The 20,655-nt window shown below is 64.8% G+C and carries 15 protein-coding genes and 2 pseudogenes; 12 read left to right on the top strand and 5 right to left on the bottom strand.

Annotated elements, in window-relative coordinates; genetic code table 11:
* Positions 1 to 92 precede the first annotated feature (92 nt).
* Positions 93 to 1,406, bottom strand: a complete 1,314-nt coding sequence (locus BMZ19_RS14565; RefSeq protein WP_090312081.1) for a M20 family metallopeptidase — start codon at positions 1,404 to 1,406, stop codon at positions 93 to 95.
* Positions 1,407 to 2,075: 669 nt separating this feature from the next.
* Between BMZ19_RS14565 and BMZ19_RS14560 the strand changes: the two are divergent.
* Positions 2,076 to 2,636, top strand: a pseudogene (locus tag BMZ19_RS14560) (IS3 family transposase); the annotation flags it as partial.
* A gap of 7 nt (positions 2,637 to 2,643) precedes the next feature.
* On the opposite strand, the pseudogene BMZ19_RS14555 reads toward BMZ19_RS14560, so the two are convergent.
* Positions 2,644 to 3,039, bottom strand: a pseudogene (locus BMZ19_RS14555) (transposase); the annotation flags it as partial.
* Positions 3,040 to 3,652: 613 nt separating this feature from the next.
* On the opposite strand from BMZ19_RS14555, the gene BMZ19_RS22210 reads away from it, so the two are divergent.
* The 7 genes from BMZ19_RS22210 (at position 3,653) to BMZ19_RS14520 (ending at position 12,035) form a co-directional block, all read left to right on the top strand.
* Positions 3,653 to 3,925, top strand: coding sequence for a hypothetical protein (locus BMZ19_RS22210; protein ID WP_139214690.1), 273 nt, complete (start codon positions 3,653 to 3,655; stop codon positions 3,923 to 3,925).
* 273 nt (positions 3,926 to 4,198) lie between these two features.
* Complete coding sequence (locus tag BMZ19_RS14545; RefSeq protein WP_170847778.1) at positions 4,199 to 5,494, top strand: tyrosine-type recombinase/integrase; 1,296 nt, start codon at positions 4,199 to 4,201, stop codon at positions 5,492 to 5,494.
* 99 nt (positions 5,495 to 5,593) lie between these two features.
* Complete coding sequence (locus BMZ19_RS14540; RefSeq protein ID WP_090312079.1) at positions 5,594 to 5,797, top strand: hypothetical protein; 204 nt, start codon at positions 5,594 to 5,596, stop codon at positions 5,795 to 5,797.
* 304 nt (positions 5,798 to 6,101) lie between these two features.
* Positions 6,102 to 7,514: a cytochrome c oxidase accessory protein CcoG gene (gene ccoG / locus BMZ19_RS14535; protein ID WP_090312077.1), complete on the top strand. Its 1,413-nt coding sequence runs from the start codon at positions 6,102 to 6,104 to the stop codon at positions 7,512 to 7,514.
* Between the two features lie 86 nt (positions 7,515 to 7,600).
* Entirely contained in the window at positions 7,601 to 9,010 is a 1,410-nt protein-coding gene (mapR, locus tag BMZ19_RS14530) for a GntR family transcriptional regulator MpaR (RefSeq protein WP_090312075.1), read from the top strand.
* Between the two features lie 282 nt (positions 9,011 to 9,292).
* Positions 9,293 to 10,252 carry a glucokinase gene (gene glk, locus BMZ19_RS14525; RefSeq protein WP_090312073.1) on the top strand — a complete coding sequence of 320 codons (960 nt, stop codon included), beginning with the start codon at positions 9,293 to 9,295 and terminating at the stop codon, positions 10,250 to 10,252.
* 61 nt (positions 10,253 to 10,313) lie between these two features.
* Positions 10,314 to 12,035 carry an ABC transporter ATP-binding protein/permease gene (locus tag BMZ19_RS14520; protein WP_244517240.1) on the top strand — a complete coding sequence of 574 codons (1,722 nt, stop codon included), beginning with the start codon at positions 10,314 to 10,316 and terminating at the stop codon, positions 12,033 to 12,035.
* Here BMZ19_RS14520 and BMZ19_RS14515 read toward each other — a convergent pair.
* Positions 12,021 to 13,127, bottom strand: a complete 1,107-nt coding sequence (locus BMZ19_RS14515; protein WP_090312068.1) for a glycoside hydrolase family 5 protein — start codon at positions 13,125 to 13,127, stop codon at positions 12,021 to 12,023. The genes BMZ19_RS14520 and BMZ19_RS14515 overlap by 15 nt on opposite strands.
* Before the next feature lie 390 nt (positions 13,128 to 13,517).
* On the opposite strand from BMZ19_RS14515, the gene gltS reads away from it, so the two are divergent.
* Both gltS and BMZ19_RS14505 read left to right on the top strand, forming a co-directional pair.
* Positions 13,518 to 14,708, top strand: coding sequence for a sodium/glutamate symporter (gltS, locus tag BMZ19_RS14510; protein WP_090312066.1), 1,191 nt, complete (start codon positions 13,518 to 13,520; stop codon positions 14,706 to 14,708).
* 2 nt (positions 14,709 to 14,710) lie between these two features.
* Entirely contained in the window at positions 14,711 to 16,204 is a 1,494-nt protein-coding gene (locus tag BMZ19_RS14505; protein ID WP_090312064.1) for a TAXI family TRAP transporter solute-binding subunit, read from the top strand.
* A gap of 47 nt (positions 16,205 to 16,251) precedes the next feature.
* On the opposite strand, the gene BMZ19_RS14500 is transcribed toward BMZ19_RS14505, so the two are convergent.
* On the bottom strand, positions 16,252 to 17,283 hold the full coding sequence (locus BMZ19_RS14500) for a site-specific integrase (protein ID WP_090312062.1): 1,032 nt from the start codon (positions 17,281 to 17,283) through the stop codon (positions 16,252 to 16,254).
* Between the two features lie 180 nt (positions 17,284 to 17,463).
* Between BMZ19_RS14500 and BMZ19_RS14495 the strand changes: the two genes are divergently transcribed.
* Together BMZ19_RS14495 and BMZ19_RS14490 are read left to right on the top strand one after the other, a co-directional pair.
* Positions 17,464 to 18,516: a DNA-binding protein gene (locus BMZ19_RS14495; RefSeq protein ID WP_090312060.1), complete on the top strand. Its 1,053-nt coding sequence runs from the start codon at positions 17,464 to 17,466 to the stop codon at positions 18,514 to 18,516.
* 180 nt (positions 18,517 to 18,696) lie between these two features.
* The gene (locus tag BMZ19_RS14490; protein ID WP_090312058.1) at positions 18,697 to 19,179 is read left to right on the top strand and encodes a copper chaperone PCu(A)C; all 483 of its coding nucleotides are present in this window, start codon (positions 18,697 to 18,699) and stop codon (positions 19,177 to 19,179) included.
* A 48-nt stretch (positions 19,180 to 19,227) separates the two neighbouring features.
* Here BMZ19_RS14490 and gorA read toward each other — a convergent pair whose 3' ends face one another.
* On the bottom strand, positions 19,228 to 20,586 hold the full coding sequence (gene gorA, locus BMZ19_RS14485; RefSeq protein ID WP_090312056.1) for a glutathione-disulfide reductase: 1,359 nt from the start codon (positions 20,584 to 20,586) through the stop codon (positions 19,228 to 19,230).
* Between the last annotated feature and the right edge of the window lie 69 nt (positions 20,587 to 20,655).

Raw genomic sequence — 20,655 nt, 5'->3', positions numbered from 1 at the left:
AGAGATCCGCAGCAGACATGCTTGGGTTGCCTGTCCACTCGATATCCCGACGATTTGATTAGAAGCTCAGGATTACACCTGAACCGATACTCTCAATTGCCACTACATTCGGGCAACTTGTTAAGTCCGCACCAGCGCGCCATAAATATGGCCAGAACCGCGGCCACCTCCATCATGCTCTGGATGGAAACCCACTCGTCGATGCCGTGGATGGAGCCACCAACCGGGCCGTAACAGGTTGCCGGGATGCCGCCGTACAGGTTGAAGAAGCGCGCATCAGTGGTGCCGGTAAAGACCAGGCGCGCTGCCTCGCTACCGACCACATCGAGGTGGGCCTGCTCCAGGTCGCGGATCACCGGGTCGTTCATGTCGACAACGCAGCCTTCGGCCTGGAAGCCCTGGTAGGTGACTTCGTACTGGGAGGATGCCGCGTGCGGACTCTGCTCGAAGGCCTCCTTGAGCACCGCCTCGACCTCGGTCTTGATCTCCTCGCGGGTGCGTCCCGGGTAGAAGCCGATGCGCACGTCGATGCGGCATTCCGAGGCCACAGAGGAGGTCCAGTCGCCGCCCTGGATCTTGCCGAGGTTGAAGTTCACCGGATGGCGCTGCTGGCTGTAGCAGGCGTGACGCGCCTCGGGCTGATTCCACCGGGCTTCCAGCTTCTTCAGCGCATGGAACAGGTAGAGGGCAAAACCGATGGCATCGGTGCCGTCCTGGGCCATAGCCGCATGAGCGGGCACGCCCATAACGGTGATGCCCAGCCACATCACGCCCAGCTGGCAGGTCATCACCCCGCCGACCGGCTCTGGAATGATCGCCGCATCGGCGGTGTAGCCTTCCACCAGGCAGGCCAGGGCGCCGTTGCCGGTGCACTCCTCCTCGACCACCGACTGCAGGAACACCGGCGCGGCTGGCTCATAGCCGGCCTGCTTCAGCGCCTGGAAGGCAATCGAATAGGCGACGATGCCGGCTTTCATGTCCGACGAGCCGCGGCCATACAGGCGGTCGCCTTCTACCCAGGCCTCGAACGGCGGGCGGGTCCATAGCTTTTCGGTGCCAACCGGCACCACGTCGATATGGCCATTGAGGATCAGCGATTTTCCCCTGCGCTCCCCCTGCGGCTGGTGCACGCCAACCACGTTGGGGCGGCCGTCATAGGACACGAGGGAGGGTGAATAGCCGGGGTGGTTGCGGATCTTGTCCTCGTCGATGTCGAATCGCTCCACGCGCAGGCCGAGACGGTCGCGGAACACGCCTTCCATGTAGACCTGAGCCGAGGCTTCCTCGCCCAGCAGTGAAGGCTGCTCGACCAGTTCGCCCAGCATCTGCACCGCATCGTCGCGCAGCGCTGCCACGCACTCGAGGATTTTCCCTTCGGCCAGCTTAGTACCCGCTTCAATCGTCATGACATTGCAACCTTGGATATTGAGAATCGAACGAACTACAAGGACGTCTCTTTCTCGGCATCAATCGCGCTCGTGCCAGCTCCGCTCAATGGAGGGGAAACCGTCTTTGGGCAGAGCCTAGGGCGGCCATAGATCTACAGTCCAATACCAGTTTTTACTGATTTCCATGCCAAGATTGCATACTTGAGGGCAGCGGACGTCATCAGAACGAGGCCCGGATTGCCCTTCTTTAGCGAACCTGTGCACTGCTATGTTCCGTGTTTCTTCGCCGCTCTTCATCTGACAGCCAAGTAATTGGTTAAGACGGATGAGGCTGTTGCACCATTTCTGGGCGTAAGCCGTTCCCGCTCCAAGGCTGATGTCCATGAGCTCCCCCCCGGTGGCGAGCCAGATACGATTAATGCGGATTTCTGATCCGCTGGAAGGCGAAGCCACAGCTTGAACGGGTGACTCCAGCGTCACCGGGAGAAATGCAGGCAGTGCTTTGCTGGACGAGGGCAGGTCGCCAGCCGTCTCCATCGATGAACTGCAGGGGTGTTGAGATCGTGTCCCGGGACGTGGTGTAACTGCCGTGGCTCTGGCAGTCGAGTCTGCGGGAGCTCAGCTGATCACAGCGGATAGCCGAGCAGGTTGATTGTCACTGAGCGATTGCAGTCCCTCAAGCTGCATGTAGCGGCGTTGCAGACTCCATTCCCGAACCTGCTGAAGCGCGAGTTCGATGTCGGGCGCCCGAACCAAGTGTGGTGTGGTGACATTACCTATATCTGGGCGCAAGGCCGCTGGCATTACCTGGCAGTGGTTCTGGATCTGCATGTTCGCCGAGTCATTGGATGGGCGCTCTCCTGCAAGCCGGATGCAGAGCAGGTCGTCCGTGCGCTCGATATGGCCTACGAGCAGCGCGGAAGGCCACAGCAGGTGATGTTCCATTCAGATCAGGGCAGTCAATATTCCAGCCGCTTGTTCCGGCAGCGGCTGTGGCGTTACCGGATGCGGCAGAGCATGAGTCGACGCGGCAACTGCTGGGATAACGCCCCGATGGAGCGATTGTTTCGTAGTCTGAAAACAGAATGGATACCGCCGACAGGTTACATGACAGCCGGAGAGGCGCAGCGGGATATCAGCCATTACCTGATGCATCGGTACAACTGGCTCAGACCGCACCAGGCCAATGCCGGACTGCCACCCGCCGTGGCCGAGAAAAAACTTAACCCACTGTCCGGGATGGCTTGACCACTACAACCTGACTCTTGGAGATGCCGCTCATGCCCATGGCCTGCACCAGTTCGTCGACCGATCGGGTCGAGACGCCTTGCACGTAGGCCTCCTGGATCACCGCGGCCAAAGCCTTCTCGGCCGTACGCCGGGGCTCCAGGAAAGGCGGGAAATAGCTGCCCTGGCGCAGCTTGGGAATGCGCAGTTCGACGTCGCCGGCACGGGTCTGCCACAGGCGATCCCGGTAGCCGTTGCGGCTGTTGCTGCGCTCCTCGCTCTTGATGCCGTAGCCGGCGCCGCAGCGCGTCTCGACATCGAGATCCATCAGGCGCTGGGCGACGAACTGGATCATTTGCCTGAGCAGGTCGGCATCCGGGCCTTTCTCGGCGAGCTCGTCCAGTGCGATAGTGTGCTTGGTCATCGTGGTTTCTCCGGTGATGGTTAGGTTGGCAAACTCAACCTAGCCGGAAACCACGGTGGCCGTCCTCTCTCACGCCTGGCGGCGTTTCTGGCGGCTCTCAGTTACACCACTTCCTGGGACACAATCGGTGTTGATTCCGAGGTTCCCAGTGGCGGGAAACACTGCATATATATACAGAAAATAAGATGCGACTGAACAAAAACCGGATAGAAGGCGCTGCCGAGCAGGGCGAGCGGGCAAGCCTCCGCGAAGCTCTTGTGATCAAGTCGAAGTGGCGTAGATCCGACGGTTGTGCAGCGAAGGAGTGCGTTCTTACTCGCCTTGTGCCTGTGCCGAACCGGAGCGAGAAGTCAGCAGAGGCCGTAGTAGCCGCCGATACGGGGCGAAGGACCGAACGAGTAGGAGGGCCGAAGGCCGTGTCGCTCGGACGTGCAGTGCATCAGAAGCCCGGCGAGCCGGGGTGTATCGCGGGAAGCCGAGCCTGAAGCGTTGCGCGATGAAGCACGAACGGCGCGGCATGCAACCGGAAGCCTGGGGCGAACATGGTGATGGCGTGGAAACGCGTCAGGGCCAATCGCGTGTCGGTGTATGAGTCGATCCGGGAGGCCTGCGCATGAACCTGCAACACCAGCGCATCGCCGAACTGTGTCAGGCCCTCAAGCTCGACTTCGTTGAATTAGGCCCAAAGTGGGTCAGTTTTCAGTCTGGGGGCGGGCAAACTTTGGTCGTCGCACCCGGAATCTCAAATTGCCTTCCAGTGCCGGAGTGGAGTACCACATTGCGTTCATTGCAAGATGCCTGCAGAGTTACAAATTTGCAGACAAAAAAACGCGCGAGTTTCAATTTTAGCTGCCAGCCCTCAATAAATGCAGGAGATCAGGTCTGAATAGTTTCAAATTCAAGCATTCGCAAGAGAGATGGCAGCAGGTCAATCGGATAGCTTGGTCGGATCCATTATTTAACATAATCTTCATTATGCGAAACCAGGTAGAAGGCTGGGTTTGACGACGGAGGAGCACACCTATGCCAACACATCAATGCAATATCCGATAACGGCCAGACCCGGATATTGCATATACTGCATTCGCCCACCCGGCAGTACCGCCATCACGTTGCACTGCCGTTCCCGCTTCGTACACTCAACGTCAGAAAGTTCAGCATGTCTACAGCCCCGTTTCCTCTGTTCGAGACCTACAGTCGCTTCCTGGGGCTGAACTTCCTGCAGCTCAGCGAAGAACTGCCGACCGTACGCGACTACCTCGCCAGTTTCCCGGCAGAACTCCAGGCCATCGAGGGCTACATGGCGGTCCGCGGGTTTCTGAAGTCCTACGCCGGCAACGAGCCCACCTTCAATTCCTACCGCACCCATGTCGAGCGTCTGCTGCTGTGGGCCTTGCTGGTCGCCCGCAAGCCGCTGCTCGATCTGCGCCGCCGCGATGCCGAAGCCTTCATGGAGTTCTGTCTGCGGCCTCCGAAGGACTGGGTCGGCCCGATGGTCAAATCGCGCTTTGTGCGGATCGGTGGCCGCAAGAAACTCGAGTCCGACAGCTATGTGGTGAACGAAACCTGGCGTCCGTTCAGCATGACCGTGCCCAAACGCAACCGGGCGCTGGCTGATCCGGCCTCACATGAGATCAGTGAGCGCCCCTACAAGATGTCCCAGGGCTCGGTGGCTCAGGTGTTCGCCGTGTGTGGCAGCTTCTTCCAGCACGCCACCGATGAAGGCCTCACCGAGGTCAATCCGTTTCGGGCAGTCAAACAAAAGTCGATCTACAAGCAGCGCAACACCCTGGACGTCTCCGGCCGCTCGCTCACCCAGCTGCAGTGGAGTTACGTGATCGAGACCGCCGAGCAGATGGCCGACGAAGAGCCCGAACTGCACGAACGCACCTTGTTCATCCTGGCCACATTGTTCGCCATGTACCTGCGGGTCTCCGACCTGGTCGGGCGCGACAACTGGGAGCCGACCATGGGCGATTTTCGCCGCGATACCACCGGCAACTGGTGGTTCCATGTGGTCGGCAAGGGCAACAAGGCCGCCAAGATCAGCGTGCGCGACGACTACATCCAGACCTACCTGATCCGCTACCGGCGTCATCTGGGACTGCCTGCCCTGCCCTCGCCCCAGGAGACGCATCCCCTCCTCTCCACCCTCACGGGCCGCGCCGGACTGTCCGACCGCCACCTGCGCCTGCTGCTGCAGGCGGTCTTCGACCGCTCCCTGGCGCGGATGGTCGAGGAAGGCTGGAGTAACGACGAGGTCGATCACCTGCGCTCCGCCTCGCTGCACTGGCTGCGCCACACCTCGGCGACTTTCGATGCACCGCATCGCGACATGAAGGATCTGCAGGCCGACCTGCGCCACAACAGCCTGAGCACCACGCAGAACACCTACTACAACTCGCTGGATGAACAGCGCGCGCATTCGGTGAAAAATCTGCGCGTCAAGGATTAAGGGTGACCTCCTTTGCGTGCGTCCGGCGGTGATTGCAGACGGAGCGAAAATTGACTACCGTCCGCGCCCGGAATCGAAACCCCCTGCGGAAAACCAGCAATGCGTGCAATCCGAGACGAAGACGACTACGACGACTATCCACCCCGTGCGGCAACTGCAGCCGCGCCGCGCCGCGAACGGCGACTGGCCTACGAGATCGCCCTGGGCATCTGGCTGGGCGGCATGGCCCTCGGAACTACCTCGGCCATCGGCTGGTTCCTGATCGGGCTGTTCGCCACGACCACCATCAAGTTCGGCGCCTGAGTTCGGGGGCCGACCGCGATCGATGGCGATGGCCGGCGCCGTGCCATGCCGTTCTGCCGCGCCGGGCGCCAGTCCCGATGCCGCTCTGGCCGCCTGAACAGGCAATACAGGCACTGGTGAGCTCGACCTCGTCGCTGGGATCGAGGCTGGGCATATACGCGGCCTGTCCCACCGTCAGCCAGCAAGTCCTGTCGTATGCCCGTCCCATCTGATCCGCTTTTTCCACGCGGATCTGAGTCTGTTTCCTTTGCAGTCATGCGCCGATCATTGGCCCCATCTTTTGTAGGCCTGATGGAGCCTCACCATGAGCGAACGCATCCCCGCGCAGATCGTCGAGACGGTCGAGCCACGGCCGCCGCGCCTGACACCCGCGCAAGCCGGCGGCGCCATTCACACCCGCAGTTTCACCGGGCTGTTCCGCAACCTGCGCCTGGGCGGCGCCGGAGCGCTGTTCCTGCTGTTCTTCGGCACCGCCTGGCTGAACTGGGGTGACCGCCAGGCGGTGCTCTGGGACCTGGCCGAGCATCAGTTCTACATCTTCGGCGCCACCTTCTGGCCGCAGGACTTCATCCTCCTATCGGCACTGCTGATCATCTGCGCCTTCGGCCTGTTTGCCATCACCGTGGCCGCCGGCCGCGTGTGGTGCGGCTATGCCTGCCCGCAAAGCGTGTGGACCTGGGTGTTCATGTGGGTGGAGAAGGTCACCGAGGGCGACCGCCAGCAGCGCATCAAGCTGGATGCCGCGTCCTGGTCGGCCGAGAAACTTGCGCGCCGCAGCGCCAAGCACGGCCTGTGGCTGGCGGTGAGCCTGGTCACCGCGCTGGCCTTCGTCGGCTACTTCACGCCGATCCGCGCCCTGGTGCACGACCTGTTCACCCTGCAACTGGATTCGACCAGCGCCTTCTGGGTGTTCTTCTTCACCGCCGCCACCTACGGCAACGCCGGCTGGCTGCGCGAGAAGGTGTGCCGCGACATGTGTCCCTACTCGCGCTTCCAGAGCGTGATGTTCGACGCCGACACCCTGATCGTTTCCTACGACAGCGCCCGCGGCGAAAGCCGTGGTCCGCGCCGGAAGGAAGTTGACCACCAGGCCGCCGGCCTCGGCGACTGCATCGACTGCACCCTGTGCGTGCAGGTCTGCCCGACCGGCATCGACATCCGCGACGGCCTGCAGCTGGAATGCATCGGCTGCGGCGCCTGCATCGACGCCTGCGACAGCATCATGGACAAGATGGGCTATGAGCGCGGCCTGGTGCGCTACAGTTCCGAGCGCGAGCTGGCCGGCGGCAAGACCCGCTGGCTGCGCCCGCGCCTGGTCGGCTACGCCGCCGCGCTGCTGCTGATGTTCGGCGCCTTCGGCTGGGCGCTGAGCGTGCGGCCGATGGTGCAACTGGACGTGGCCAAGGACCGCGGCCTGTTCCGCGAGAACAGCGAGGGGCAGATCGAGAACATCTACCGCCTCAAGGTGATCAACAAGACCCAGCAGCCGCACCGCTACGCCATCAGTCTGGTCGAGCCCGGCCCCTTCGTACTGCAGGGCGAGCAGGAGCTGCAACTGGCCCCTGGGGAAATCCTCGACGTGGCGGTGAGCGTGGCGCTGACCGCCGAGCGCGCGGCCAGCAGCTCCGAGCCGCTGCTCTTCGCGGTGATGGACCTGGACGATGAACAGGTGCGCGTCAGCGCCCGGACCACCTTCGTCTCGCCGGTCAATCGTTGATCCCGCCGCAAGGCAATAGCGCCATGGAGCGTCGGCAGCCGGTAGACTCCCTTGTCTCAGTTCCCGTCCCGGTGAATCCCGACAAGATGAAGCGCTACGAGAAGTTTGCCGACGAGATCGCCGCGCTGATCCGCACCGGCGTGCTGGCCCCCGGGCAGAAGGTGCCCTCGGTGCGCCATGCCAGCCGCACCTACGGGGTCAGCCCGTCGACGGTGTTCCAGGCCTACTACCTGCTGGAAAGCCGCGGCCTGATCCTGGCGCGGGCGCGCTCGGGCTACTTCGTGCGCGAGCTGGCAAAGCGCCCGCTGTCCGAGCCCGGCATCAGCGCCCGCCAGGCGCAGACCAGCGCGGTCGACGTCAGCGAGCTGGTGTTCTCGGTGCTCGGTTCGCTGAAGGACCCGGATACCGTGCCGTTCGGCTCGGCCTTCCCCAGTCCCGACCTGTTCCCTCTCGCCCGTCTGGCGCGCTCCATGGCCCATGGCGTGCGCGGGCTGTCGCCCCATGCGGTGATCGCCGACATGACCGAGGGCAACGCCGACCTGCGCCGGCAGATCGCCTTGCGCTACATGGTCAGCGGGGTGATGCTGCCGCTGGAGGAGCTGGTGATCAGCACCGGCGCCATGGAGGCACTCAACCTGTGCCTGCAGTGCGTCACCCGCCCGGGCGACCTGGTGGCCATCGAGGCGCCGGCCTTCTACGCCACCCTGCAGGTGCTCGAGCGCCTCGAGCTCAAGGCGGTGGAGATCCCGGTGCACCCGCGCGAGGGCATCGACCTCGCCAGCCTGGAGGACAGTCTCAGGGAGCTGCCGATCAAGGCCTGCTGGTTCATGAGCAGCCTGCAGAACCCGCTGGGCGCGAGCATGGACGATGACAAGAAGCGCGCGCTGTACGAGTTGCTGCAGCGCCACCAGGTGCCGCTGATCGAGGACGACGTGTACGCCGAGCTGTACTTCGGCACGCAGCCACCGCGGCCGGTGAAGAGCTTCGACCGCGAGGGGCTGGTGATGCACTGCGGCTCGTTCTCCAAGTGTCTGGCGCCGGGCTACCGGATCGGCTGGGTGGCCGGCGGGCGCTACGCCGAGCAGATCCGCCGCCTCAAGCTGATGACCACCATCTCGCCCTCGGTGCCGGCGCAGGCGGCCATCGCCGACTACCTGCAGCATGGCGGCTACGATCGCCATCTGCGCAAGCTGCGCCATGCGCTGGAGAGCCAGCAGGCGTCGATGCTCGCCTCGGCGGCGCGGCACTTCCCGGCCAGCACGCGGGTGACCCGGCCGAGCGGCGGCTATTTCCTTTGGTTCGAGTTCCCCGAACAGGTCGACTCGCTGCAGCTGTTCCAGCTGGCCCTGGCCCAGGGCATCAGCCTGGCACCGGGGCCGATCTTCTCGGCTACCCGGCGCTTTCGCAACTGCGCACGACTGAACTACGGCCACCCCTGGGACGCGCAGAGCGAGCGTGCCATGGAAGTGCTCGGGCGCATCATCGCCTCGTTCTGATCCGCAGCAAGCGCAGCCGTCCGAGGCTGTTTTGCTTTCTACGTCCAGCCGCCATCCTATGCAGCGGGCGGATCGCCATCGGCAGCCCGCTGTCGCAGCCACCATGGGCTCTCCACAGAGTCACCTATACTGCAGGGCAGACCGACCGCGCCCGCGAGATGCGCGGACCTGCCGGTCGGTTGATCCGCCGGGGCATTCCCCGGCCCATCTGGATGCTCTGATTGACCGCGGGCGCGATGCGCGCGGTGTGCATCTCGGTCGTACCTGCACGACGAGGTAAGCATGCTCATCCTGGCGGCAGATATCGGCGGTACCAGTGCGCGCCTGCTGCTGGCCCGCGGGACGGACGACGGGTGGCAGACGCTGCGCCTGCAAACCCTGGCCAGCCGCAAGCATGCCGACTTTTCCAGCCTGCTGCGCGCCTTCCTGCTCTCCGGCGAGCACCCGCAAGCCGCCTGCATCGCCCTGGCCGGTCCGTTGGAGCATCAGCGGGTACAGTTGACCAATCTGCCGTGGAGCCTGGATGCCGCCGAACTGGCTGAGTCCCTGGGCCTGCGCCAGGTCGAGCTGGTCAATGACTTCGTCGCCCAGGCCCACGGCCTGCCCCTGCTGCAGCCACACCAGCTGTGCACCCTGCAGACCGGTGCGGCGCCGCCCGAGGGTGTGCGCGCGCTGCTGGGCGCCGGTTCCGGCCTGGGCATGGCCCTCGTCGCCGGCACACCGCAGCAACCGCTGGTGCTGCGGGGCGAGGGCGGCCACGCCGACTTCGCCCCGCAGGACGAGCAGCAACTGGCGCTGCTGCGCCACCTGTTGCCACGCCATGGCCGGGTGAGCCTCGAGCTGCTGCTCTCCGGTCCCGGTCTCACCCGGCTGTACGCCTTCCTGGGCGGACAATCCGTAGATGCGCCCACCCTGCCCTCCGCCGCGCAAATCAGTCAGGCCGCTGCGGCCGGCGAGGTGCTGGCGGTGGCGACCCTCGAGCTGTTCGCTCGCCTGTATGCCGCAGTTGCCGGCAATCTGGCGCTGACCGCCCTGGCGCGCGGCGGCGTCTACCTGTGCGGAGGCATCGCGCCGAAGATCCTGCCATTCCTGCAGCGCCAGGAGGTGCGCGAGGCGTTCTGCGCCAAGCCCCCGATGCGCGCGCTACTGGAGCGTATCCCCTTGCATGTGGTGCTCGACGAACAGCTGGGTCTGCGCGGCGCCGCGCAGATCGCTGTCCGTCTGGCCCGCCAGGCTGACTGAGCCCATGCCGCCCTCCAGCCCGCCCCTCGCCCCTCGCCAGAAGCACCTGAGTTGGCAGTTCATGCGTCTGGCAGGACCCTACTGGAACAGCGAACGCAAATGGAAGATCCGCGGCGCCGTGCTGCTGCTGGTCGCGCTGACCGAGGCCCAGGTGGGGCTGGCAATCTGGATCAGCTACTGGAACCGCGAACTGTTCGATGTTCTCGAGGCGCGCTCGTTGAGCGACCTCTGGCTGCTGATCGCCACCTTTGTGCTGATTTTCATCCTGACCATGCTGGTCACCGCGCTGCACCTGCACGTGAAACGCTGGTTGCAGTTGGACTGGCGGCGCTGGATGACCACGCGCCTGCTCGACCAGTGGATGGCCCATGCTCGTCACTACCAGCTGCAGTTCACCAGCGGCGAGCACGACAATCCCGACGGGCGTATCGCCGAGGACATCCGCATCGCCACAGAGGCAGCCATCGCCCTGGCCCTGTCACTGCTCTATTCGCTGCTGATCCTCGGCAGCTTCGTCGACATCCTGCTCAGCGTCTCCGGCAGCCTGCCGATCCCCGGCACCGCTCTGGAGGTGCCCGGTTACCTGGTGCTGCTGGCCTTTTTCTACGCTGGCGGCGGCACCGTGCTGGGTCTGCTGCTCGGTCGGCCGCTGATCAAGGCCACCAACCGCCTGCAGACGGTGGAGGCCAACCTGCGCTTCGGTCTGGCAAGGGCGCGGGAGAATTCGGAGTCGATCGCCCTGATGCATGGCGAAGACATCGAACACCGCCAGGCCGATCAATTGTTCGCCGATGTCGGCCGCGGCTGGAATCGCCAGACCTTCGGCTACTTGGGTATCGTTTCCTTCTCCACCGGCTATGGCACCCTGCTGCCGGTCTTTCCGATCCTCGTCGCCGCCCCCCAGTTCATCGCCGGGGCTATGTCGCTGGGCATCCTGATGCAGGCCGCGCAGGCCTTTCAGCGGCTCACCTCGGCCTTGTCCTGGCCGATCGACAATCTCGGCGAACTGGCCAAGTGCCGGGCTTCGGCCGACCGGGTGGTGAGCCTGTACAACGACATGCTGCTGCTCGAGGAGCGCGCCGCCAGTCCGCCGGAGCACCGCATCGACCTGCGCCCGGGGCGGGGCGACGAACTGGTGCTGCGCGGCCTGAGTCTGGCCAACCCGGACGGCCGGCTGCTGCTGGAAAATCTCGACATGACCATCCAGCGCGGCGAGCGGGTGCTGATCAGTGGCGACCCGAGCCTGGCCATCGGCCTGTTCAAGGCTGTCGCCGGGCTATGGCCCTGGGGGCGGGGCGAGATTCGCCTGCCCGCCGGGCAAAGCATCGTGTTCCTGCCACAGCGTCCGTTCCTGCCGGACGGCACCTTGCAGGCGGCGCTCAGCTACCCGCACTCCACCGGCCATTTCAGTCAGTCGAAAATCCAGCATGCGCTCAAATGTGCCGGGGTCGCCTGGCTGGCGCCGCGCCTGGAGGAGAGCGACGACTGGGATCGGGTGCTGCCGCTGCGGGCCCAGCAGCGGCTGGGTATCGCCCGCCTGCTGCTGCATCACCCGGCCTGGGTGTTCATCGAGGAGGCCACCGACGCCTTCGATGTCCAGGGTGAGGAGTGCATGACGGAAGTGCTGCACCGCGAGCTGCAGGGGTCGACGGTGCTGACGATCAGCTTCCACAGCAGCCTGGAAAGCCACTACACGCGCAAGCTGGTGCTGGATCGCCTCTGCGAAGACAAGTACCTGACCTGCGCACCAGCTCCCGCCCCCTGCTCCCTACGCGAACCGTGATGGGAGCCAGCCACGCTCCACGCACTCGCGGAAGCACCAGGCGGGGGTCGTTTCGGTCTTGTAGCTCCAGAAGAACCAGCCCAGATACTTCTCGTAAGTAGCCAACTGGCCGGCCGCGTAGCCGCGGTACGCCACCGCTTCCTGAAAGGCATCCATCTGTTCCAGGGCATGGTTGAATGGCCCTTCTGCCCACAGCGAAACCACCTTCAGGTCCAGCCCCAGGCTCCATTCTCCGCAGAACGTCGGCAGGCCCAGTTCGGTGATGATGGCATCGGCCTCCTGCTTCCACTCACCGGTGGCCTTGCGGATGTGGCCGTAGATGTCCATGTCGATATCGCCGCGTTCGAAACACTGGTAGCGGTGGATGTCGAAGATCACGTTGCGGTACTGCGGCTCCTGCATGAAGCCCAGGTATTCGCGGAAATCGCGAAACCCGTCGTGGAACACCACCGCCACCCGCTCGGCCGGGCAGTGTTTGCGAATGCGCTCGTAGGCGGCCAGGTTGTAGGCCTTGAGGTAGTCGGTGGGCACGTCCCAGCGTGGTTCGTTGAGCACCTCGATGGCGTGCAGCGCCGGATGGTCGCGATAGCGCTCGGCCAGGCGTTCAAGCACGCCGAGCGAGTGTTCCAGATATTCAGGACGGGTGTGCCACTCGCAGACATCCTTGATCCCGCCGTTGTCGAAGCCGTTCTGGCAGCCGGGCGCGGCGTGCAGGTCGAGTACCACGCGCAGGCCGAACTCCTGTGCCCAGTCCATGGCGCGGTCGAGCACCGCGATGCCGCCCACCACGAAGGGATGGCGGCTGACGCCATAGCTCGGGTGATAGGGGTAGTCGGCGCCGAAGATCCAGTGTCCCAGCGGAATGCGCACGGCGTTCAGGCCGTGCTCGGCCAGCCAGGCGAAATCGTCGCGGGTGACGAAAGTGTTCCAGTGGCGGTGCAATTTTTCGCTAGCCGCTTCGCCCAGCTCGGCGCACCAGGTGGTTTCATCGGTGGCGGCCAGCCCCTCGAACAGGCTGGGCACCATCCACTTCTCCAGTACCAGCCAGCTGCCCAGGTTGACCCCGCGCAGCTTCATGCCTGTCTGCTTCATGCCCCCTCCCCGGTCCGCCTCGAATGGGCGCACGCTCTGCTATTCAAGCTAGCAGATCCCCTGTGGCATCAAGCTGGCTCGTGCCCGCACCGTCTGGATGCGCTCCAACAACCTGCGGTTCGACCCGATAACCATGTGCCGGGCAGGTATTGACCAGGGTGAGCATTGCTGTCGCCAAGCGCTCGGCTAAGCTGATCTACAACGGATTGCCGGTAAGGGCAACGTTTCTGCGCCCACAGTGAGGAGGGTGAAGTACTGCCTGTTCCTCATGATCCTGGCGGCCATCATGTTTGGCCTGTTCACCTTTGGCGGCTAGGCGCGATGCCGCATGCAGGCACGTCCTCCGCTTGCACAGCAGCGTCTTGAACGCCGTGAAAAAGGAGCGCTGACGTGACCTTGCAGCCCGTGGAAACCCTGCTGGTGGCGGCGTTGGCGCTGCTGCTCGGCCGCCTGGTCAACCGGCTGATCCCGGTGCTGTCGCGCTACAACATCCCCGATCCGGTGACCGGAGGGTTGCTATTCGCTGCAAGCATGGCGCTGTTCGGCAACTTCAGCGACTTCCGGCTGGAGTTCGACGTGAGCATGAAGCCCGGCCTGCTACTGGCCTTCTTCGCGGCGGTGGGCCTGTCGGCCAACCTCGGCATGCTCAAGCAAGGTGGCAAGCGTCTGCTGCAGTTCGTCATCGTGCTGATTCCCTTCCTGTTCCTGCAGAACATCCTCGGCCTACTGGTCGCCTGGGGGCTGGACATGCATCCGCTGATGGGCCTTGTCGGCGGCACCATCACCCTGGTCGGCGGCCATGGCACCGGCGCGGCCTACGCCGAGCGCTTCGCTGAGGTGCACAACCTGCAGTCGATCATGGAGCTGTCGATGACTGCTGCCACCATTGGCCTGGTGCTCGGCGGCATCATCGGCGGGCCGCTGGCGCAATGGCTGATCAAGCGCCACCATCTGGTCGGCAGCGGCGAGCATGGCGAAGCCGACCAGGATAGCGGGGACGCCCAAGCGTCGGTGGACGCCGGCAACTTCCTTGTCGTGCTGGCTGCAACCCTGAGCGCCCTGGTCGGCGGGCAGCTGCTGGCCGGCTGGTTCGGCGAAGGAGCGGTGACCCTGCCGGGTTTTCTCTGGTGCCTGATGCTCGGCGTGGCGATCCGCAATGCCCTGCCGCTGATTGGGATCCGGCTCAACGACGGGGCGATCGAGCTGATGTCGTCGCTGACCCTGTCGCTGTTTCTGGTGATCACCATGATGGCGCTCAACCTTGGCCATGTCGTCAGCCTGGTCGGCCCGTTGCTGCTCATGCTGATCGGTCAAGCTGTGCTGGCCATATTCTACGGCGCTTGGGTGGTGTATCGCTTCGTCGGCCGCGACTACGAGAGCGCCGCGCTCTCGGCGTCCTTCTGCGGCTTCGTCATCGGCTCCACCGCCACCGCGATGGCCAACATCCAGGCCATCGCGCGCAAGCACGGCCCGGCGCCGCAGGCCATGGTCGTCACGCCGCTGGTCGGTGCCTTTCTCGTCGACCTGCTCAACGCCTTGGCGCTGACCGCATTCCTGCTGCTGCCCGGGCTGGGAGGTTGAACATGCTGCGCCCGTTGCTTATCGCTGTTCTGGCTCTGCTGCTGGCGGCCTGTTCGCGCGGCCCCGACCAAGCCACCCTGGAGAACGATCTGCAGCAACGCCTGCACCAGGTTTTCGGCGAGAGTGTCCTGAGCATCGTCGAGCTGCAGCGCCGCGGTGCGGTCAACGATGTCAATACTCCGGAGGGAGAAAAGCGCCTGGTGATCTATTTCGACGGCACGCTCAAGGTCGAGCGCGACCAGGACTTCGGCTCCTGGGACTCGCCCGGAGTAGCCAGCCTGATCAGCGCGCTCGGCGCAGGCCCGCGTGGGCTGTCCGGCATCCGCAGCGGTGGCAATCGCCAGGGCGATCTGCTCGAAGCCCATGGCAGCCTGATCTACAGACAGGCCGATGACGACTGGCAGGTCGTGGTACCCCAAGGATTCAGTGCGCCACGTGCTCCGGGGCCGAGCGAGGAAGGTCCAGGCACATCCCATGAGCTGTTGATCAGTGCAATCAGCACCGCGCTGCAGCTATCTCCCGGGGCCACTGGCGTCAGAGAGCGGGAGATCATCTCCGATGAGGTAGGACGCTCGCTGGCCAATATCAAAGGGCGCCTGAGCCGCCTGCAGAAAGGCTATCCACTAGCCGGCGGTCCCGAGGCCGGCCAGTACGCGCGCTTCGCCCGGGCGCTGGAGAGCCTGCTCAAGGACAAGGGCTTCGCGCTGGTGCCGCTGAGCACTGAAGGAGGCGTGGCCAACCTGCGCATGCTGCGGCGCGGCGATGTCGTGCTGGCGCTGTCGCAGAGCGACGCGGCCCACTATGCCAGCAACGGCACAGGCCCCTTCGCGGAGGAAGGCCCTTACGCCAGCCTGCGTGCCCTTTCCAGCCTCTATCCCGAGCCGGTGCACGTGCTGGTCCGCGGCGGGGCGATCCGCGATATTGCCGGTCTGCGCGGCAAGCGTGTCAACCTCGGTCAGCCGGCCTCCGCCTCGCGGGATACCGCACTGGCGGTGCTGGCGGCTCACGGTCTCAAGCCTGAGGACCTCGGCGATGCGGCCAGCCTGGGCTTGGCGCAGGCCCTCGAGGCCATGCGCGATGGCCGGTTGGATGGATTGATCCAGGTGATCGGCGCGCCTGCCGACCATATCCGTTCCGCCAGCGAGGTGCTTGACCTGCGCCTTCTGCCGCTCGAAGACCAGGCCATCCGCCAGCTCGCGGCCAGTCGCCCGGGCACGTTCGCCATGCAGTTGGCGCAAGGAACCTATCCACGGCAGACCACGCCGGTCGCCACGCTGGCGGTGAGCAGCTTGCTGCTCAGCGACCAGCAATTCAGTGCCGCCGAGGCCGAGCAGCTGGTCCGGTTGCTGTTTGCCAGAGATAACCGCTGGCTGGCGGCCGGCAGCATCCAGGGCGAACAGCTGTCGCTCGGCAACGCCCAGCGCGGCATCACCATACCCATGCACGAAGGCGCCATGCGCGCGCTGGGGACTGCCGCGGCCACACCGAAGCGCTGACGTGAGGTGGCGCGCCCTTCGCCGCTGTCACCCCGCGCAGGTCTGTTTCACTTGGTCGATTTCGTGATGAGTCCGTCACGCCTGTCGTTGTGGCTGGCGGCCGTCAGGTGATCCTGCGTGACCTCCCGCCCGATGGCCGTCAGCGGCAGGGCGGCCGCGTCCTGCAGGGCCAGGCCGGCAAAGGACGCGGCGGTATCGATATAGCGCAGCGCCGACTTCATGTCCTTCCAGCCGACATAGTTCATCAGCGCCTTGAGGTCCCAGCCGTTGGCGCTGGCCCAGGTGGCGAAGCCGCGGCGCAGGGAGTGGCTGCTATACAGCTCGCCGGGCACGCCGGCCCGGCTGAGGGCCTGGCGCAACAGCGGGATGATGCTGTTGGCATGCAAGCCCTCCTCGCCCAGATTCCCCCAGCGATCGATCGAGCGAAACAGCGGCCCGCGCACCAGGCCGGCGCTGCCGATCCAGTCCACATAGGCCTGCACCGGGCATAGCTGCTTCAGCGCCGGCACTTGATACGTGCTGCCGAGGTTGTCGCGGTCGCCCTTGCTGCGCGGCAGGTACAGGCTCATGCCGACGCCCGGGCGCACGACGATGTCCTCGATCTGCAGACGACACAGCTCGTCGCTGCGAAAGCCGCGCCAGAAACCCAGCAGGATCAGCGCAGCATTCCGCCGGCAGCGCAGCCACCGGCCCGTGTCGCCGGCCGCGCTGGCTGCGGCGCCCTCCTCGCCCAAGCACTCGACCACTTGCTGCAGATGGCGCAACTGCAGGGGCTCGGCCTGCTTCTCCCGGGCCGGATGCAGCGCACGAATGCCCTTCAGCGTCTGGCGTACCACCGGCGCCTTGGTCGGGTCGGGAAAGCCCTGGCTGTTGTGCCACTGGGCCAACGCGGACAGCCGCAGCTTCAGGGTGTTCAGCGACAGCTTGCCGGCGTAGCTGGCCAAGTAGCGGGCGACGCTGTCGCTGGTCGCCGGCAGGAAGCCGCCCCACTCCACCTCGAAATGTTCGATGGCCGCGCGATAGCTGCGGCGGGTGTTGTCGCGGGTGGCGGCCTGCAGGTAGCGGTCGAGATCGGACATGCGCGGTTCCAAGGGCGTTTCGTACGGGTAGCGACGCAACTGGGCGTGCCTGCGGCCTTTCAGGCTGAATAATACCAGTATATCCAGTGTCTTTATTCGATGTTTTTCACGTGCATTCGCCTGTAATTTGATATGTAATTACATGGTACGTAATACGGTACGAAATCAACGGAGAGCGGCATGGCACGCGGCGGTATCAACAAGGCACTGGTTCAGCGGGCACGACAGGCCCTGCTCGCTCGCGGCGAGCATCCGAGCATCGACGCGGTGCGCGCCGAGCTGGGGAATACCGGGTCAAAGACCACCATTCACCGCTATTTGAAGGAATTAGACGAAAATGATCCTCGCCAGACAGGAGGTCAACAGCTCAGCGCAGAGCTGGGCGACCTGGTGGCACGACTGGCGGAGCGCCTGCGCGAGGAAGCCGAGAGCGAGCTGCGTGCCGCACAGGAGGTTTTCGCCACCGAGCGGACAAGCCTGGCGCAGCAGGCTGAACAGGATCGGATACGTATCGGGGAAATCGAGCAACGATGTGCCGGGCTCGACCAGACACTCGCCGCGGAGCAAGCGGCTCACCAGCAACTGCGCGACAACGCCCAGCAGATGCTGGTCGAGCTCGCCCGTCTCGACCAGCTGCAGCGCGATCAGCAGGTGCGTCTGGATGAGCGCGCGGCGCAGATCCGCTCGCTGGAAGAAAAGCACCAGCACGCCCGCGAGGCGTTGGAGCACTATCGTACTTCGGCGAAGGAACAGCGCGAGCAGGAGCAGCGCCGCCATGAAGGGCAGATCCAGCAGCTGCAGGTCGAGCTGCGCCAGGGTCAGCAGACGCTGATCATCAAGCAGGAGGAAGTTCTCCAGCTCAATCGCGACAACGAGCGCCTACTCGGCGAGGCGCGCAGCGTCCAGCGCGAGCGGAGCACGCTGCAGGAACAGCTGGCCCGCCAGAGCCAGGAGCAGGCAGGACTGCAGGTGCAGCTGACACGACTGGAAACCCTGAATACCAGCCTGCTGGAGCAGCTGAACCGCGCTGAGGCCGCGCAGGTCGAGCTGCGCGGCCAACTGGAAGATGCGCGCACCCGGCGAGACGAACAAGCACGGGAGCACCAGCAGGCGGAACAGGCGCTGCACATTGCCCTGGCCAGGGCGCAGGCCGAGCTGCAACTGCTACGGGCGGCCAGCACCGAAGCGCTCAAAACGGCACCGCCGGCCGAGACGCCAACTACAGACGATTGAGTCGCGCCGCAAGGGCCGGAGCAGCCCGCTCTTCAGTGACAGCACCTCACCCCAAAGCAGGCGCGCACTGGAGGGCGGGCCACGCCGAGCAATGGCGCTGCGCCTTTTGGTCGCGCTGGCGCCGTACTACGTTCGCGCGCAAAATTGCAGTGAAATCCGTTCTTCCAAGGAGCACCATCCATGCCGATCCGTTCCCTGACCCTGGCCGCCCTGCTGGCCTGCGTCCTGCCGAGCTTTGCCCATGAGTACAAAGTCGGCGAGCTGACCATCGATCACCCTTGGTCGCGCGAGCTGCCGCCCAACGCCCCTGCCGGCGCCGCCTACTTCACCCTGCACAACCAGGGCGCCGAGGCCGATCGCCTGATCGCCGCAAGCAGCCCGCGTGCGCAGAAGAGCGAGCTGCACACCCACCTTCAGCAGGACGGGATGATGAAGATGGTACAGATCCCGGGCGTTGACATTCCCACCCATGGCGAGGTGGTGTTCCAGCCGGGTGGCAACCACGTGATGCTGTTCGGCCTGAGCCAGCCGCTGAAGGCCGGCGAACAGTTCCCGCTGACCCTGGAGTTCGAGAAGGCCGGCAAGGTTGACGTGCAGGTCAAGGTTGAGTCCGCCGACGATCATGCCATGCCGATGCAGCACGACGCTCACGGCAGCCACTGATGCACACCAAAGGCACCCGCCTAACGGGTGCCTTGTTTCACTTCAAAGCTAGCCGGTCACCGGCGCACGCATGGTGACGAACTCCTCGGCCGCCGACGGGTGAATGCCGATGGTCTCGTCGAACACCGCCTTGGTCGCCCCCGCCTTCAGGGCCACCGCCAGCCCCTGGATGATTTCACCGGCATCCGGGCCGACCATGTGGCAGCCCAGTACGTGATCGGTCTCGGCATCCACCACCAGCTTCATCAGGATGCGCTCCTGGCAATCGCCCAGGGTCAGCTTCATCGGCCGGAAGCGGCTCTCGAACACCTGCACGGCGTGACCCTGCTTGCGCGCCTGTTCCTCGGTCAGGCCGACGGTGGCGATATTCGGCAGGCTGAACACCGCGGTGGGAATCAGCGCGTAGTCTACCGGGCGATATTCCTCGGGCCGGAACAGCCGGCGCGCTACCGCCATGCCCTCGGCCAGAGCCACCGGCGTCAACTGCACACCCCCGGTCACGTCACCGATAGCCAGGATCGACGGCACGCTGGTGCGGTACTCGTCATCGACGCTGACGAAGCCGCGCTCATCCAGCGCCACGCTGGCATTCTCCAGGCCCAGATTGTCCAGCATCGGGCGGCGGCCGGTGGCGTAGAACACGCAGTCGGTTTCCAGCGCACGACCATCGCGCAGGGTTGCCAGCAGGCTGCCGTCGGCCTGACGCTCGATCCGCTCGATGTCGCTGCTGAACTGCAGGTCCATGCCTTTCTTGCGCAGCTCCTCCTCCAGATGGGTGCGCACCGCCTCGTCGAAGCCGCGCAGGAAGCGCTCGCCGCGGTACAGCAGCGAGGTCTGCGCGCCCAGACCGTGGAAGATCGATGCGAACTCGACGGCGATATAGCCGCCACCGACCACCAGCACCCGCCCGGGCATCTGCTCGAGATAGAAGGCCTCGTTGGAGGTGATCGCCAGCTCGCGCCCAGGAATCTCCGGCACCTGCGGCCAGCCGCCGACAGCGACCAGGATGTGCTCGGCACCGTAGCGCTGGCCATTCACCTCGACCTCGTGGGCGCCGAGGACGCGCGCATGCCCTTCCAGCAGCGTCACCCCGCCGTTGACCAACAGGTTGCGGTAGATGCCGTTGAGGCGCTGGATTTCGCGATTCTTGTTGGCGATCAGCGTCGGCCAGTCGAAGCGCGCGCCCTCCAGCGACCAGCCGAAGTCCTGCGCCTGCTCGAGATCGTCGGCGACGTGGGCGCCGTAGACCAGCAGTTTCTTCGGCACGCAGCCGACGTTGACGCAGGTGCCGCCCAGATAGCGGCTCTCGGCCACCGCCACGCGCGCACCGAAGCCGGCGGCGAAACGTGCCGCACGTACGCCGCCGGAGCCGGCGCCAATCACAAACAGGTCGAAATCAAATGCCATGTCGGATCTCCTTGCCATGTGCCGGCAGCATACACCCCAAAAAACAAAACCGCCCTGCACCGGGCGGTA

Origin of the sequence: Pseudomonas linyingensis (assembly GCF_900109175.1) — a bacterium.
Classification (GTDB): domain Bacteria; phylum Pseudomonadota; class Gammaproteobacteria; order Pseudomonadales; family Pseudomonadaceae; genus Geopseudomonas; species Geopseudomonas linyingensis.
This window is presented reverse-complemented; position numbering and strand designations above follow the sequence as displayed.